The following is a 14217-nucleotide window of genomic DNA, read 5'->3' as shown; positions in this document are numbered from 1 at the left end:
GCTTCACCTTAAGGGCATGCCGCACAGCGCGGCCCTGAACATGCCGCACGTCGCGGTGTCGGCCCTTTGGGCCATCTCCGGCCCCTCGGTCGCATGGGAGAGTATGATGAGTGAAGCCGCCCTTCTCCGCGCCCTGGCGGACAAGCTGGACGATCTGGAAACGATCTCGTCCTTCCCCTCCGACGTGACGGAGCCCGGCCCGGTGACTGTGTCGTGGACCGAACAGGCCGACCATCCGGGTTATGCTGCTCTCAGCGAGGCGATCAGCACCCTCGTGGCCCAGCACTGGAACGCGCTCCGCTCACAAGTCGTCAAGCAGCGCGAATCCGACGTCCAGGCTGCGCGCCAGGCGCTTGTGACCGGCATCCCGGCAGCCGACAAGAGCGCCGCGATTTCAAGCAGCGTCGAAGCCGCCCTTCGCAAGGTGGCCGGCTAAAACCACCGCATCCCGTCACGTTTCCCGACGACGTTCGGCAGGCGCCATCATGGTGTCCGGCCGTTGTCGTTTGGCGATCTCGCGAGGCGCCAGCTCGCGTATCGTGTCGCGCGTCGCTACAACGCCGCTGGATGTCCGGCGCACCGGGTCGCGATCACCTGCACCCGACTGACGATGTCGGCGGCCCGCCAAGGCTTAGCCACGAACCGCGCGCATGACGGCAGCTTGGTTGGATTGACCAACGGTCCACCCGAGGTCACAAGAACCCCGATGCTCGGCCAACTGCGGCTCACGATGTCGGCGAGATCGAGGCCGTTCAGGCGTCCGGGCATCTGCACATCGGTGAACACGACGGCGGTTTCTCCGACATGACTTTCGAGATGCACCAGCGCCGCATCCGCGGTTGGGAAATCGATCACATGGAACCCGGATTCTTCGAGTTCGCACACCGCAAGTTCACGCACCAGGAACTCGTCTTCGACGACGAGAACCGTGCAGGCTCTTTGAGTTGTGACATCTTGAGTCATGGAAGACGAACGGCCGATGCCGACCCCGGGTTGCTAACAATTTTAACAATCTAATTAGGTATCATTACTTCCGGGTTACCGGGCTTTTGAGCCGCGACCCCTGCGGTGCCGCACCGGACACCGCAGCGGCGCAAATAATGCGATAGGACATCATGCTTCCAAGCGTCATCGACGCCGTTGCGGCTCTTCGGGAGATGTGGACGCCGCCGTTCCGAGCCGTTGCGGCCAAAATCCTTGGCCTCACGCTGGCGCTCGTCGTCATGGCGGCCGCGGCAGCTCACGCCTGGTTGAGTGGTCTCGTCACCATTCCGTCGCCGTGGCTTGGCATGGTTGTGACGATCCTCGAGGGACTTGGCCTCGCGGTCGCGGGGATCTTTCTCGTTGCGCCGATGTCGGCATTGGTCGCAGGCTTCTTCATCGACGATCTCGCGGGCTTGGTCGAACGCGACATCGATCCAGCCCGAGCCCCCGGTCGCGCGCTGCCGATCGGAAGCGCACTCTGGCTGTCGGTCCGCTTCGCCCTGCTGTCACTCGCGGTCATGATCGTGGCGCTCGCGCTGTTGTTGGTGCCGGGCATCAACGCGCTCGCGTTCCTCGGGGCGAATGCCTACCTCTCGGGTCGGCAATATTTCGAGTTCGCAGCCTTGCGGTTCCGCAGTCCGGAAGAGACGCGGGCTATGCGAAACGCCCATGCCGGAACGATCTTTGCGGCAGGGCTCTGGATCGCGCTCTTCCTCTCGGTGCCGATCCTCAATTTGCTGACGCCGTTATTCGCCACCGCCTTGATGGTCCGGGTCCACAAGCGGCTCGCGCTTCGGCAGATCCTCCGGCCACGCTAACACAGCGCCACCTAGGCGAGCGCGGCTTGTCCCGTGAAGCGAATTCGCCAAGGCGAACGCCGCTTCTTTTGAAGCGAATTCGCCGAGGCGAACGCGCTTAGGGCGCGATACGCCCCCGATCGAACTGGCCGGTCTTGCGAAAACGGTAAAGATAGCTCGGCACGATGCTTTCCATCGCGCGCGGCTCGATGCCAAGCCCCTTGAGCGTCAGGTCGCTGGCGATCGCGGATGGCGACACAACATTGTCGGACCGCAGCAGCGTGATCTGATCGCGGGTCATCAACAGCATTTTGGGAAAGGCGCCGAGCAGCAGGCTGTCGGCCAATTCCGTCAGACCGGCCGGGATCCGCATTGCATCGAACGGAATGGGAACCAGCAGGCGCTTGCGCCCGGTGACCCGACAGACATACTCCATCAAATCCTTGAAGGTCCGCACCGCAGGACCGCCGAGTTCGTAGGTGCCTCTTGCGCGCGCCGTGCCGATGGCGGCGGCCGCGACCGCTTCAGCCACATCGCCCACATAGACCGGCTGAAACCGCGTGAGCCCGCCGCCAACCAGCGGGAGGACCGGCGAAATCCGTGCCATGGCGGCAAAACGATTGAAGAATTCGTCCTCCGGGCCGAAGACGATCGAGGGCCGCAGGATCACCGCATCCGGATAAGCCTCGCGCACGATGGCTTCGGCCTTGCCCTTCGACCGGGCATATTGGGACGCGCCCTCCGGATCGGCGCCGATGGCCGACACATGAACGAGCGTTCCGATGCCGGCGTCACGCGCCGCCTTGACAACCGCCGCCGCGCCAGCGGTGTGAACCGTCTCGAACTGTTGCTTTCCCTGCTCGGCCAGAATGCCGACCAGATTGATGACCGCGTCGGCGCCGCGCAGTGCCGCCGCGAGCGAGGCCGGATAGCGCAAATTGGCCTGCACGGCCGTGATTTGCCCCACGCGACCGGTGGTTTGCGTGTGAATGGCGAGATCGGGCCGCCGTGATGCGATGCGAATGCGCCACCCGTCGCGGGCGAGCGCCCGCACGACATGCCGGCCCAGGAAGCCCGAGCCGCCGAACACCGTGACGATCCGGTCGTGAGCGATATCGACACCGGCCATGTTGCCCTCTTTCAAGCCTCGTCGCGACCCGGCCGCCCGTAGGCCGCCCCGACCGCAACCGCAATCGGTCTAAGTCCGCGCGCCACTGGCGCGCCAGACACGCATAGTCAAATGGGAGATTGCTGTACAGATCGATGCAGCCGATCGACCGCGACGCGACAACCAATCGCGTCTCGCCCGCCCCAACGGCAAAAGCGGCGTTGACAATGCAACACCCCGCCCCGTAGAAGGGCGACCTGCGGCCCTGGTGGCGGAATTGGTAGACGCGCTGGTTTCAGGTACCAGTCATCACAAGTGGTGGAGGTTCGAGTCCTCTCCAGGGCACCATCATTTTTTGATGGTTTGGCAAGATCTTACTGGTAGATCAGGGCTTTTGGGACACCCGCTTTCACACAGCGGTTTCACACATGGCCCTCCCCATGCCCAGACCTTTCGAGCATAAGAACGGCACGTTCTATTTGAACGTTCGCATGCCGGTTGACCTGCCACCGCGGGTAAAGGGTGCCGTCGTCATGCTGACCGTGGGAGCCGCGACGGTCACCACGGCGGTGACCGATAAGGTTTTCTGCTCATTGAGGACAAAGGACCCAGCCCTCGCCAAGGAGCGCTTCACGCGGGCCTACGGCGACTTGATGAGACAGCTCGCCGGTATGCGAGCCGGGCCCAAGGCACTGACGCACAAAGAAATCGTCGCGCTGGCAGGCGAGGTCTATCGGGATCGCTCCGAACATTTTGACAGCGATCCGCATATGGTGCCCGACGGCATCAACGGGGCGCGGGCCACCTTCAAGCAAATGGTCGCGGCTCTGCACGAAGGTTTGGGCGATCCGACGTGTGAGGACTCCGAAGGACAATCGATCTACCTGGCGACCGCTTCTTTCCCCAACGGACCTCAGGTGCTGGCCTGGAAGCTTCAGCAAGACATCGACTATCTCGGCGTCAGCATGACGCTTGAGCAAGCCATGGAAGATCTGTTCGGGTGGCGGGCTGACCGCATCTGCGCCGAAAAGGGCGTGCTCGTTGACGGAGTGACCCGACGCAAGCTTCTCGATCAGATCGGGCAGAGCTATCGCCTGTTGATCGGCAAGTTGGGGCGCAACAGCGATGGCGATTATTCCCCCGACGTCAATTTAAGCCGGTTTCCGCCCTTCGCCGCTCCGCCATCGCAAGTCCCTGGACTGACTGGTTGTGAGACTATTGCCGGCCTTTTTGAACGGTGGAAGGCAGAATACGCTGACAAGCGCGCGCCCAGCACGATCCGGCGCTACGGCCCATCCGTCGCCAGTCTCAATAAGTTCGTAAAAGGGCGCGACATCCGCGCTGTGACCCAAGATGACATGCACGACTGGGCGAAGCATCGTCGCGATGTCGAAGGGATCGGCGCTGGCACGGTGAACGGGAACGATCTCGTTGCTGCTGCAACGCTGTTTAGCTGGGCGATGACGAGGGATGGTGGTCGGCTGCGACTGGATAACCCGGTCGTTGGGGTCAAGCTGGAGCTGCCGAAACGTCAGACGATTCGCGAGCGAACCTTTCGTCCCGACGAGATCAGAACGATTCTGCTCGCGGCTCGCGCCGTCAATCGCGATCCTCGTTATCCCAAAGCGTCCGCATCGCGTCGATGGACGCCATGGATTTGCGCGTATACCGGAGCGCGCATTCAGGAAGTGTGCTGGTTGAGTAAGGAAGACATCTGGTGCCAGGCCGGCATCTGGGTCATGCGCTTTCCACAGACCAAGGACGGGTTCGCGCGTGTCGTTCCGGTCCACAGCGAACTTGAGCGTGAAGGCTTGATCCGTTTCGTCGAGTCATCCGGAAGCGGTCTTCTGTTCGTCGGTGATGTCGCGCAGAAACCTGGCGCTAGCCGGAGCCCCCAGGAGCTTCGGGCGGCCGAGCTTGCTGCTTGGATCAGGACGCAGGCCGATCTCGAGCCTGGGCTCAGTCCCAATCACTCTTGGCGGCACACTTTTGTGACACGAGCCGAAGGTGCGGGGATTTCGAAGCGGCACAGCAACGCTATCACTGGCCACAATAAGCGACGGGATGCCAGTGACGGTTATTTCTCTCCCGGCGTTGCGCAGCTCAAGACTGAGATAGAGAAGCTCCCTGCCTTCGGCCTTGCATAACGCTTCAGGCTTGTTCTTGTTGACGCCGTCAATTGAGGCGAGGCGTCTATCGGCTCATGATCGAACGTAAGGTGCCTGCTTGGACATTCGGCTTTGCGCCGGGAGCGGCCGTTGCCCGGGCGCAGAATAGGGGACATTCGGCATTGCGCCCATCCCCGTCATTCAAGAGTTTCCGGCTTTTTCCCAGAAGCAGACATTCCATTGCGGGCGACTTGCGAGATTTCGCACGCGGATGAGCGATGCGTTTCGGATCATCCACTTCCCCCAGCTTCGGTAAAAGCGTTGCGGGACGCGCACAATCCGTGCACCTCGATTGCGCTCGTCCGCGTCCCTGCTACGCGAGCGGCGCAACCTTGGTGGCTCTCAGCCCATCAATCGTCCAGTCCACGACCCGGGCGACGTAGGTGTCGCGGTCGCCGAACGGGAACGCAGGGAAGGTAAGAACCGCCGCGACCGCCCCATGCACCGCGGTCCATAGCAGCGTCGTAATGGCGTGCGCGTCGCCCTCCAGCATCTCCGCCGCGACGCAAGCTTGGGCGCGATCCAGGCCGATGGCGAAAGCCGGGCTCTCCCGGGCGATCTCCTCCGGCCCTTCGAACTCGCGCACCAGCTGCACCTGAGGCGTCATGAACAGCACGCGGTAGTCGTCCGGCCGCTCCAACCCGAGCCGCGCGTAGGTCAGGAACACCGCGCGCAGGGCAGCAAGCGGCTCCTCCCCGGGCTCGGCCGCGAGGCGCTCGGCCAGAATGCCAAAGCCCCGATGCGCCAGCGCGGTCAGGAGGTCGTGCTTGTCGCGGAAGTACGCGTACAGGCTCATCGGCGCGCAGCCCATGCGATGCGCCAGCTTGCGCATGCTTAGCCCATCCGGTCCCTCTTCCGCGAGGATCGCACGCGCCTCGGCGAGGATGTCCTCGCGGAACGCTGAGCGCTGCCGCTCGCGGCGGAACTGAGGACTAGAGTACGGCGCTGGCATCATTCTTGATCCTCTCGTACTCCGAAGCTAGCGCGGACCCTACAGCATCGCGGGTACGGCGGGATGGACGCCGTCGCCGTCGCGCCGCAGGCTTGCCGCTTACATCGCGCGCGCGTCCCCGCTTCTTCTTAACGACGCACGGAATTTGGCGACACCTCAAGTCAACCGGGCATGCGCACGGCGAGCGTCGGATCAACCGGTGCCGCGCAGCGGAGGCGCGCGACCGCTGCGTCCGGCACGAGACCCCGCGTGTCCCGGATCATTCCTACCCTGACCGGGAAACAGGCATGAGCAGACGCGAATGGCATTCGAAACCATCGCGACGTTGTGACATTCGGTGCGCTGGGTCGTCCGAACCAGCAGCGAGCCTCCGATGGATGTTTAACAGCGTCGGCATGATCCGCCTCGCTGAGGGTGAACAGTCAGTTCGGCCGGTCGAGTGCCAGCGCGTCAACCGGCTTCACGACCGAATGCGAGGAAACAAGGGCTCGCCAATTTTGCGTACGCGTTCTATTAAAAATACGCGTACAATCTAGCGCTGCAAGCGTCAGCGATTGCGGTTCCGATGATCGGCGTCTGTGGAACCTTGATCGCGAGACACCGGCCTACGGCGATGGCCGGCAGCAGATCGGCTGAACGAAGAGAGGTTGAAGGATGCCAAGCCCCGATCGTGCCTTCTCGATCTACGGCGGCGTCGCGGCGCTGTCATGGTTCAGCCTTGCGGCGAGCCTTTTCGTCCCCGACAATCTCCGGGTGCCCATTTGGGCCGGGACGGCACTTGTCGTACCTGTCCTCGTCGGACTGGCTTACGCCCTTCTGCTCGCCCAGGGCTTGCGCGCCCGTACCGGCGGCGGCTTCGGCTCGATTGCGTCTGTCCGACGGCTCTTTGCCAACGACGCCGCGCTCGCGGCCGGCTGGTTGCACTACATCGCGTTCGACTTGTTTGTGGGTACTTGGGTTGCGCAGGCCGGGCTCGATGCGGACATGTCGCCGCTTGTGATCCTACCGTGTCTCCTGCTGACTTTCCTCCGGTCGGCCTCTTTGCGTTCCTGGCTCTGCGCTTCCTCGTCGCCCCGCGGTTGGGGCTCGCCGTATGATTGCCCGGGCCCGACTGCCGGGGCACGCGCCTCGCGAGGGACAGTGCCTCCCCTCGAACCTTAACGAGCCAGCGCAGCGGTCGCCGGCGCCATTCAATCATTCGATCACGCAACGGCCCACTGCCCCGGGGAACCGCCGAGAGTCTCCTCGCGCAATTTGGGCCACGGAGTAGAACCGATGGTGGATCCCACGCACCTCTACTGGTATGCCGCCACCGGCTTCGCTGCCTCGACACCCGTCGCCCTCGTGGCAGGGCGCGTCGATCAGCGTCGACTGGATGGCGAGAACGTCTGGAACAAGCCGGCCAAGTTCGGCATCTCGCTCGCCCTGCACTTCGCCACCTTCGCGTCGGTTGCTGGTTTTCTCGGTGACGGTATCGTTCTGCTCACTGTCGCGTGGCTGTCCGTTGGAGCGGCCGTGATCGAAGTGGGCTACATCGCCGTGCAGGCGGGTCGGCAGCGGCGGTCTCACTTCAACCAGGACACGCGGATCGAGGCCGCGATCTATGCAGCGCTGGGGATTGGCGCGCTTTTGGTGCTCTCACCGGCCGTGGTGGTCGGGATCGTGGCGGCGCTATCGCCTCCTCCGGCGTGGCCGCCCGCGCTCCGACTGGCCGTACCTGTCGCGTTCATCGTGGGGGCCGGGTTGACGCTGCTAATTACGCTCCGGATGGGCTCACGAAACAGCCGTTACGCGGGGCCCCCGCCCGCGACGCCACGGACAATGTGGTTGACGGGATGGACAGTGAACGCCGCAGACCTTCGGCCTGCCCATTTCCTCGGGACCCACATCATGCAGGCCGTACCTGCCATCGCGCTGGTAGGATCGTGGCTGCTCCCACCAACGGTTGCGCTGGTCCTCGCCGGCGTCGCTGCCGCCGGCTGGACGTGGCTCACACTCGGGTTGTTCCGGCGAACCTTGGCAGGTCGACCGCTGCCCGGCTTCTTCGCGATACTCGCTTGATCGCGGTAGACCACAGGGAGCCCCACCTGCTCCACGCGCCCCCCGGATATTTCGTCGCTCGCGAGATGGCCCAAGCCGTGCGCTCCGGCCGGCTATCGACGACGCTTTGACGCTTTCAGAACGGACAGAGATCTGGACTTCAGTGCAGCCTGGGATAGGGCTGCGCGGCTTCGCGCCCGTCCCGGCCATGCCACTTCTCGCGATTGCGATCGAAGCCGCCGTTCAGTCCCGTGCGGAATGTAGGAATTGCGCACTGTGCCCCGCATCATCCCAGTGGCTAACCGGTTCGGCATTGCCGTCGAACAGTTTCCCCTTTGAAACGTTTTAAACCTGCCTCTCACATAATCGGGCCTTGCTCGAATGTATAAGTCAGAGAACGGAGACGTGAACTATGCGAGCTTTACTGAGTGCCGGGCTAGCCGTTCTGCTTGCCCTCCCGATCGTGACGCCAGCCTCAGCGCGTGGCGGCATGCGCTTCCATGGCGGCGGCCATCACGGGGGTTTCCATCACGGCGGTTTCCACGGTGACGGCTTCCGTCATGGGGGCTTCCATCACGGCGGATTTCGTCGCGGGAGTTTCCATCACGGGTATGGCGGACGCGGCTTCCGAGGCGGGTACGGTGGACATCGAAGGTTTGACGGAGGGGTCGGGATCGGAGCTGGGATCGCTGGATTTGCTGCAGGCGCTTTGATCGGAGGCGCAGTCGCTAATTCCCAAGCCCGTTATGCGGGTGGGGATGTAACGGCTTACTGCGAAAGGCGCTTCAAGTCCTACGATCGCTCAAGCGGCACTTACCTGGGCTACGACGGTAACCGCCATTCCTGCCCCTGATCGAGATGTGAATGCCCTCTATGGGCTGGACGAAGATAACGCTCGGGCGATCACGTGCGCGCCGTGATGCATGCACCGCTGGAATTCGTCATGATGGAGAGGCTGGCTGCGGTCGCGTCGTGCCCGTTATGCCTCCTCTCAGGGCACTTCGCCCCCCCGCTCACCTGGGCTCCCGAGCACCGGGAAGCGCTGATTTGGGGGGGGCTTGTGGGCGGGATATCGGTGGCTGCGGCGTTGAGCCTACCTGCCGTCCCTCAGTCATCCTCGCCGCCACATACATGGTCGTGATGTTCACTGTGCTCGCCCAGAGCGCCACCACGATCGAAACGGTTCTGACTCAGCGCGGCATCCCAGCAAAGGCCGTCAACGAACGTTAAGTTTTGCCCATACTAGAAACCCATATCGCCGACATTCGTAGCTCTATTTCAAGTCACGTCCGACTAGGCCGTGGCGTTGAAGGGAGAGAAACATGAAAATCTTCATTGGACTTCGCACGTTGACCCTCGCGACGGCGCTGGCGACCGGCGTCGTATCCATGGCATATGCCGCCGATCCTATGGTCGGTGGCGCGCCGATGATGGCGAGCAAAACCATTGTCGAGAACGCTTCACAGGCCAAAAACCTCACCACGTTGGTCGCGGCCGTGAAGGCGGCTGGTCTCGTCGAGACGCTCTCTGGCCCCGGCCCGTTCACGGTGTTCGCACCCACCAATGCCGCGTTTGACAAGCTGCCTAAGGGCACGGTCGAGAAGCTGACGCAGCCCGACATGAAAGCCGACCTCACCAAGATCCTGACCTATCACGTTGTCGCCGGTAAGGTTGACGCCGCCGAAATCGTCAAGGGCATCAAGGCGGGCGGCGGCAGCTACAACATGAAGACGGTCGAGGGAGAGACCCTGACGGCCAAGATGGACGGCGACAAGGTCGCGCTCATCGACGCTAAGGGTGGCGGCGCGCTGGTCGAGACTGCAGACGTCTTCCCATCGAACGGCGTTGTCCACGTCATCGACAGCGTCCTGATGCCTAAGTGATCGCGAAGGTCCGAAAGGGCCTTTCAAGCTCACCTTTGGAGTAAGCTTTCGCTGCCGGTCGTCGTGTTCGACCGGCAGCTTTTTAGTGAGCAATCGGTCTCACGATTCTGTCGGAGTCTTTCCCGCATCGCCAGGCCGCACTTCGATCGGCGGGATACCCACGATGTCGTAGCCGCCTGTTTCCGGCGTCCTGGACCCGCAGGCTGGTCGAGCGGTCAAACGCGCTTGGCGTCGACCTGATCGTCGTCACCGGGAATCTCATCGACGGCACCCTCGCCAAGCGGCGGGCGGACGTCGAGCCCCTGCGCGGTCTCCACGCACCGGACGGCGTCGACGCGATCCCGGGCAACCACGAATACTACTTCGGCTATCGCGAATGGATGGGGCACCTCGCCGGGATGGGAATGACCATGCTCCTCAACGACCATGCGGTCCTCACGCGGGCTGAGGGACGATTAGTTCTCGCTGGGGTGACGGACCGATCCGCGGCGGGTACGGGCAATCCGGGAGCCGACCTAACCGCCTCGCTCGCCGGAGCCCCCAAAGGGGTCCCGATCGTGTTCCTGTACCATCAACCGGGGAAGGCCCGGGCGGCGGCCGCGCGTGGCGTCTCGCTGCACTGTCCTAACTGGCATACGCTCGGCGGCATGATCCGGGGCCTGGACTGCCTCGTCGCGCGCATGAACGACGGGTTCGTGTCGGGGCGCTACGACGTCGACGGAATAACGCTCTACGTCAACAACGGCAGCGCCCTGTGGCCCGGTTTCGCGCTACGGTTGGGGCGCCCGCCGGAACTTATCCGAATTACGCTGCGTCGGGTCGCGTGACGCCGATCGTCCTCGTCGACAAGAAACCCGCCTGGGCGCATCAATGTCGCTTCCTGATCGACGTGATCGCGCCGTCGCCGGCCGCAGCCAGGAAACCGAAGCATGGCAAGGGTCGACAAGGACAAGCTGAATCTCGCCGAGGTCAGCGCGATCGGCATCGGCGGCATGATCGGCGGGGGTATCTTCGCGGTGCTTGGCCTGGCCATCGCCACCGCGGGACATGCCGTTGTCCTGACGCTTGCGGGCGGTGGTGTGATCGCCCTTCTGACAGGCCTCTCCTACGCCCATCTCGGCCTTCACTTTCGCGGCGACGGCGGCAGCTTCACCTACATTGAGAAGGCCTTCGCTTCACCCTTGGTCGCGGGCTGCGCCGGCTGGCTCTTGGTCGTAGGCTACGTCGGAACGCTCGCGCTCTACGCGACGGCGTTCGGCGATTATGGTGCGACGCTGTTCGGTCTTGGCGGCGCACGGCCGGTCACGGCGGTGTTAGTGGGGCTGGTGCTCATTGGGTTTCTCGGCATCAACCTCCGTGGCGCGCGCACGTCGGGCAGCGTCGAGCTTGGCGTCGTTGCCATCAAGCTGGTTATCCTCGCCGTGTTCGCCGCCGCCGGCTTCATCGGCATTCACACCGCCCATTTCGTCCCACTTTTCGATCGCGGCATAGCTTCGCCCCTGGTCGCAGTTGCCTTGATATTCGTGGCCTATGAGGGGTTTGAACTCATTCCCAACGCGATCGACGAGATGGCGGATCCGGAACACAACCTGCGCCGCGCCATCGTCATCGCGATCGTTCTCACCACGATCATCTACATCGTCGTCGCTGTCGCGGCACTCGGCAACCTTACTCCGGCGCAGATCCAGCAGGACCAGGAATACGTGCTCGCGGTGGCCGCGCGGCCGACCTTGGGGGAGGCCGGATTCGTGCTGATCGGCATCGCCGCGCTGCTCTCAACCGCGTCCGCCATCAACGCGACGTTGTTCGGCGCCGCACGGCTTGCCATGGTGATGGCCGAGGAACATGCGCTTCCCCAGGTTTTTGCCCTCCAGGAGCGCACCCGTCCAGTTCCCTATGTCTCGCTGCTCGCCCTCACCGTCCTGTCGCTCGCCTTCGCGCTGCTGGTCCCGCTGCCGGCGATCTCGGGCTTCGCGAGCGCGACGTTCCTCGTCATCTTTGCCGCCGTCAACTTTTCCGCCTTGCGGCTTTCGGGGCGCATCGGGTTGTCGCCGTCGATCCCGCTCGCCGGCGGACTTCTCGCCACCGCCAGCCTCGGTCTGCTGCTCTGGCACGACTGGCAGGTTGACCGCCTGAGCCTATACTTCCTGCTCGCGGTTTACGGATCCGTCGTCGCGATCCAAATCGTGCTGACCGTGCGACGGGGCCGCTTGCCACCCGGGGGGCTGACACCGCTTGCGAGGACGTGAAGACTTTGGCTACGCGAAACCTCAATGGCTAATGGTGCATGCGGCGGCCAGGCACACCGGTTCGGCCGTTCAGCGGTACCATGCACTCGTCCTGAGGTTGGCACCAAGGAACGCCAGTTCGAGCGTACCGCCTATCACCACAACAATAGCGGCCCCGAAGGAGCGAAAGAAACTAACAGAGACAAGGCCGAGGAACAGACCGGACGGCCACACACCCCTGATCATCAGTAGCCCCCACGCGGTGACGCGGTGCCGCCATGTGGCCCCGCACCCCGTGCACGTGATGTAATCGGGTCTTACCCGCGTCCCCTAAAACGCACAGATCCCGCCGTGACCCCCGTCCGCATCGACCGTTCGCGGCATGTCCGTATCCTCCTGCGATGCCGCTTTGCGCGCTTCCGATCCCGTCATGCGTAGGCAGTCCAGGCCTTTAGGCGCCCGTCCCAAACGAGAGCCGTCCTGCAATCATCGATTCGCGCGGACCGGCGTCGACCGTCGACGCGGCGCCGTAGTGGCTCGCTCGTGAAAGCATCGAGGGCCGGCATCGCCTTGCCCGTCGCACACGCCTCCCACCCCGTGCTCGCCTCGGCTTGCGCGAGGGCCCTGACCTCCACCATGCGAGTTCCGACGATCGCAGTGACCTGGTAGAAATTCAAGTTGGTCTGATCGGTAGTTTCTCCCTCTACCCCCATAGTACTCGACCGCTGTAGCCCTTCCACCCCAATTATCTAGCTCCAATGGCCGGAAGTACGGAGCCGACAAACAGCAAATCTGAGATTATCACGGCGGAAAGCGGCCATTCTCGTTTCGGCCAGATTGCGCCAGGAGTTGACATTGGGTTCTTATCCGGAAGCGGACGTTCGGCTTTGCGCCCATTCACGACCTTTAGCGGCTCCGGAGTTGATCCAGAAAGCTGCCGTTCTCAAGCCGCGCATAGCCGAGTTTCGAAAGTGACATGTCGCTCACCGCAAGGAACTGCCCCTGCCAATCCATGGAATGCAGCATGGCGGGCATGGCAGAGCACCAGTGCTTGTGCCTTGCCGCTCCCATCCGTGATCCCTTCGATAGCGTTGCCGTTCCCGGCAGCGCGATCTCTCACGCCTCTTCTGACCAAGGAAGGCGAAAGACCCTAATGGTTGCCGAATGAGCCCCCTTGGCTCGATATGTCGCGCATGCGGGCGTCGCCGAGTGGCTCGGCCCCGAATGGCATTCGAGGCGAACTTCGCCCGGTTTTCGCTGACGATGTAGGTCAGCCAGCTGCGCGGCTTTGCGACAAAGGTCAACTGCGTCTGTTATACTGACTTGCCTATCATCGCGCCGATCGCGGCGGTGACGCCCATTGCGAAGGCTCCCCAGAAGGCGACGCGTATCGTCGGCCTCACCATTTCGGCGCCACCGGCCCTCGCGCCGATCGCTCCAAGCAGGGCCAGCACGACCAGCGACGCGCCGAACACGGACGGCACCAGGGCGGCCCTGGGCGCTACGAGCGTCGCCAGGATCGGCAGGGCAGCGCCGGCGGCGAAGGTTGCAGCCGAGGTCAGGGCCGCCTGGATTGGGTTCGCCGAGATCGCCTCGGAGATGCCCAGCTCGTCACGCGCATGGGCCCCTAACGCGTCCTTGGCCATCAACTGCTCGGCAACCTGCCGCGCGAGCGCCGGCTCCACACCGCGATCGACGTAAATCATGGCAAGCTCCTCAAGCTCGGCGTCGCGATCCGTCTCCAGTTCCATGCGCTCCCGCCCGAGGTCGGCCCGCTCCGTATCGGCCTGCGAACTCACGGACACGTACTCGCCCGCCGCCATCGACATGGAGCCGGCGACCAGGCCGGCGATGCCCGTGAGCAGGACCTCGCTCGACGAGTTCGCCGCCGTCGCCACCCCGACCATGAGGCTCGCGGTCGAGATGATCCCGTCGTTGGCCCCAAGGACTGCGGCTCGCAGCCATCCGACGCGGTTGATCAAGTGGTTCTCGGCATGGAGGCGGCTCATCGTCGATCCTTCCAGGCCCTGTGGACCGGTGTAAGTGGCCAACGTCGT

Annotated in this window: 14 protein-coding genes, 1 tRNA gene and 1 pseudogene; 10 read left to right on the top strand and 6 right to left on the bottom strand. The window is 63.6% G+C overall.

Translation table 11 applies throughout. The annotated features are described in order from the left end of the window. Positions 1-40 precede the first annotated feature (40 nt). Positions 41-436: a hypothetical protein gene (locus EY713_RS08815; protein ID WP_210215320.1), complete on the top strand. Its 396-nt coding sequence runs from the start codon at positions 41-43 to the stop codon at positions 434-436. Positions 437-552: 116 nt separating this feature from the next. Here the strand turns inward: EY713_RS08815 and EY713_RS08810 are convergent, their stop codons facing one another. After that, positions 553-963, bottom strand: a complete 411-nt coding sequence (locus EY713_RS08810; RefSeq protein WP_131114464.1) for a response regulator — start codon at positions 961-963, stop codon at positions 553-555. Between the two features lie 152 nt (positions 964-1115). On the opposite strand from EY713_RS08810, the gene EY713_RS08805 reads away from it, so the two are divergent. Then, positions 1116-1802 (top strand): sulfate transporter family protein, encoded by a 687-nt coding sequence (locus tag EY713_RS08805; RefSeq protein WP_131114463.1) that lies wholly within the window; start codon positions 1116-1118, stop codon positions 1800-1802. Between the two features lie 97 nt (positions 1803-1899). Here the strand turns inward: EY713_RS08805 and EY713_RS08800 are convergent, their stop codons facing one another. Continuing rightward, complete coding sequence (locus EY713_RS08800) at positions 1900-2910, bottom strand: complex I NDUFA9 subunit family protein (protein WP_131114462.1); 1011 nt, start codon at positions 2908-2910, stop codon at positions 1900-1902. 241 nt (positions 2911-3151) lie between these two features. Here EY713_RS08800 and EY713_RS08795 point away from each other — a divergent pair. Together EY713_RS08795 and EY713_RS08790 are read left to right on the top strand one after the other, a co-directional pair. Beyond that, positions 3152-3237 (top strand) — tRNA-Leu (locus EY713_RS08795). A 92-nt stretch (positions 3238-3329) separates the two neighbouring features. Beyond that, positions 3330-5036: a tyrosine-type recombinase/integrase gene (locus EY713_RS08790; RefSeq protein ID WP_165491076.1), complete on the top strand. Its 1707-nt coding sequence runs from the start codon at positions 3330-3332 to the stop codon at positions 5034-5036. 334 nt (positions 5037-5370) lie between these two features. On the opposite strand, the gene EY713_RS08785 is transcribed toward EY713_RS08790, so the two are convergent. Further along, entirely contained in the window at positions 5371-6012 is a 642-nt protein-coding gene (locus EY713_RS08785; protein WP_131114460.1) for a TetR/AcrR family transcriptional regulator, read from the bottom strand. A gap of 651 nt (positions 6013-6663) precedes the next feature. Here EY713_RS08785 and EY713_RS08780 point away from each other — a divergent pair. Continuing rightward, positions 6664-7170, top strand: coding sequence for an abscisic acid-deficient protein Aba4 family protein (locus EY713_RS08780; RefSeq protein ID WP_131114459.1), 507 nt, complete (start codon positions 6664-6666; stop codon positions 7168-7170). 114 nt (positions 7171-7284) lie between these two features. Beyond that, on the top strand, positions 7285-8070 hold the full coding sequence (locus EY713_RS08775; protein ID WP_131114458.1) for a hypothetical protein: 786 nt from the start codon (positions 7285-7287) through the stop codon (positions 8068-8070). A gap of 454 nt (positions 8071-8524) precedes the next feature. Here EY713_RS08775 and EY713_RS23550 read toward each other — a convergent pair whose 3' ends face one another. Then, entirely contained in the window at positions 8525-8698 is a 174-nt protein-coding gene (locus EY713_RS23550) for a hypothetical protein (RefSeq protein WP_425374350.1), read from the bottom strand. Between the two features lie 60 nt (positions 8699-8758). On the opposite strand from EY713_RS23550, the gene EY713_RS23545 reads away from it, so the two are divergent. The 4 genes and pseudogenes from EY713_RS23545 (at position 8759) to EY713_RS08750 (ending at position 12181) form a co-directional block, all read left to right on the top strand. After that, positions 8759-8902, top strand: coding sequence for a BA14K family protein (locus EY713_RS23545; protein WP_425374349.1), 144 nt, complete (start codon positions 8759-8761; stop codon positions 8900-8902). 469 nt (positions 8903-9371) lie between these two features. Beyond that, positions 9372-9932 (top strand): fasciclin domain-containing protein, encoded by a 561-nt coding sequence (locus tag EY713_RS08765; RefSeq protein ID WP_131114456.1) that lies wholly within the window; start codon positions 9372-9374, stop codon positions 9930-9932. 170 nt (positions 9933-10102) lie between these two features. Then, positions 10103-10759 (top strand): annotated as a pseudogene (locus EY713_RS23145) (metallophosphoesterase); the annotation flags it as partial. Positions 10760-10861: 102 nt separating this feature from the next. Then, positions 10862-12181 (top strand): APC family permease, encoded by a 1320-nt coding sequence (locus EY713_RS08750; RefSeq protein WP_131114453.1) that lies wholly within the window; start codon positions 10862-10864, stop codon positions 12179-12181. Positions 12182-13066: 885 nt separating this feature from the next. Here the strand turns inward: EY713_RS08750 and EY713_RS23320 are convergent. Together EY713_RS23320 and EY713_RS08745 are read right to left on the bottom strand one after the other, a co-directional pair. Next, the gene (locus EY713_RS23320) at positions 13067-13195 is read right to left on the bottom strand and encodes a hypothetical protein (protein ID WP_281015372.1); all 129 of its coding nucleotides are present in this window, start codon (positions 13193-13195) and stop codon (positions 13067-13069) included. A gap of 278 nt (positions 13196-13473) precedes the next feature. Further along, positions 13474-14169, bottom strand: coding sequence for a VIT1/CCC1 transporter family protein (locus EY713_RS08745; RefSeq protein ID WP_131114452.1), 696 nt, complete (start codon positions 14167-14169; stop codon positions 13474-13476). Positions 14170-14217 lie beyond the last annotated feature (48 nt).

This window comes from Lichenihabitans psoromatis, from assembly GCF_004323635.1.
Lineage (GTDB): Bacteria > Pseudomonadota > Alphaproteobacteria > Rhizobiales > Beijerinckiaceae > Lichenihabitans > Lichenihabitans psoromatis.
The sequence above is the reverse complement of the archived record's forward strand: the minus strand, read 5'-3'. Positions and strand labels throughout refer to the sequence as shown.

Coding starts and splice junctions, on each gene's coding strand:
- EY713_RS08805 (WP_131114463.1), top strand. CDS start 1,116: ATGCTTCCAAGCGTCATCGACGCCGTTGCGGCTCTTCGGGAGATGTGG.
- EY713_RS08800 (WP_131114462.1), bottom strand. CDS start 2,910: ATGGCCGGTGTCGATATCGCTCACGACCGGATCGTCACGGTGTTCGGC.
- EY713_RS08815 (WP_210215320.1), top strand. CDS start 41: ATGCCGCACGTCGCGGTGTCGGCCCTTTGGGCCATCTCCGGCCCCTCG.
- EY713_RS08780 (WP_131114459.1), top strand. CDS start 6,664: ATGCCAAGCCCCGATCGTGCCTTCTCGATCTACGGCGGCGTCGCGGCG.
- EY713_RS08790 (WP_165491076.1), top strand. CDS start 3,330: ATGCCCAGACCTTTCGAGCATAAGAACGGCACGTTCTATTTGAACGTT.
- EY713_RS23550 (WP_425374350.1), bottom strand. CDS start 8,698: ATGTCCACCGTACCCGCCTCGGAAGCCGCGTCCGCCATACCCGTGATG.
- EY713_RS08810 (WP_131114464.1), bottom strand. CDS start 963: ATGACTCAAGATGTCACAACTCAAAGAGCCTGCACGGTTCTCGTCGTC.
- EY713_RS23320 (WP_281015372.1), bottom strand. CDS start 13,195: ATGCCCGCCATGCTGCATTCCATGGATTGGCAGGGGCAGTTCCTTGCG.
- EY713_RS08785 (WP_131114460.1), bottom strand. CDS start 6,012: ATGATGCCAGCGCCGTACTCTAGTCCTCAGTTCCGCCGCGAGCGGCAG.
- EY713_RS08775 (WP_131114458.1), top strand. CDS start 7,285: ATGGTGGATCCCACGCACCTCTACTGGTATGCCGCCACCGGCTTCGCT.
- EY713_RS08745 (WP_131114452.1), bottom strand. CDS start 14,169: ATGAGCCGCCTCCATGCCGAGAACCACTTGATCAACCGCGTCGGATGG.
- EY713_RS08750 (WP_131114453.1), top strand. CDS start 10,862: ATGGCAAGGGTCGACAAGGACAAGCTGAATCTCGCCGAGGTCAGCGCG.
- EY713_RS08765 (WP_131114456.1), top strand. CDS start 9,372: ATGAAAATCTTCATTGGACTTCGCACGTTGACCCTCGCGACGGCGCTG.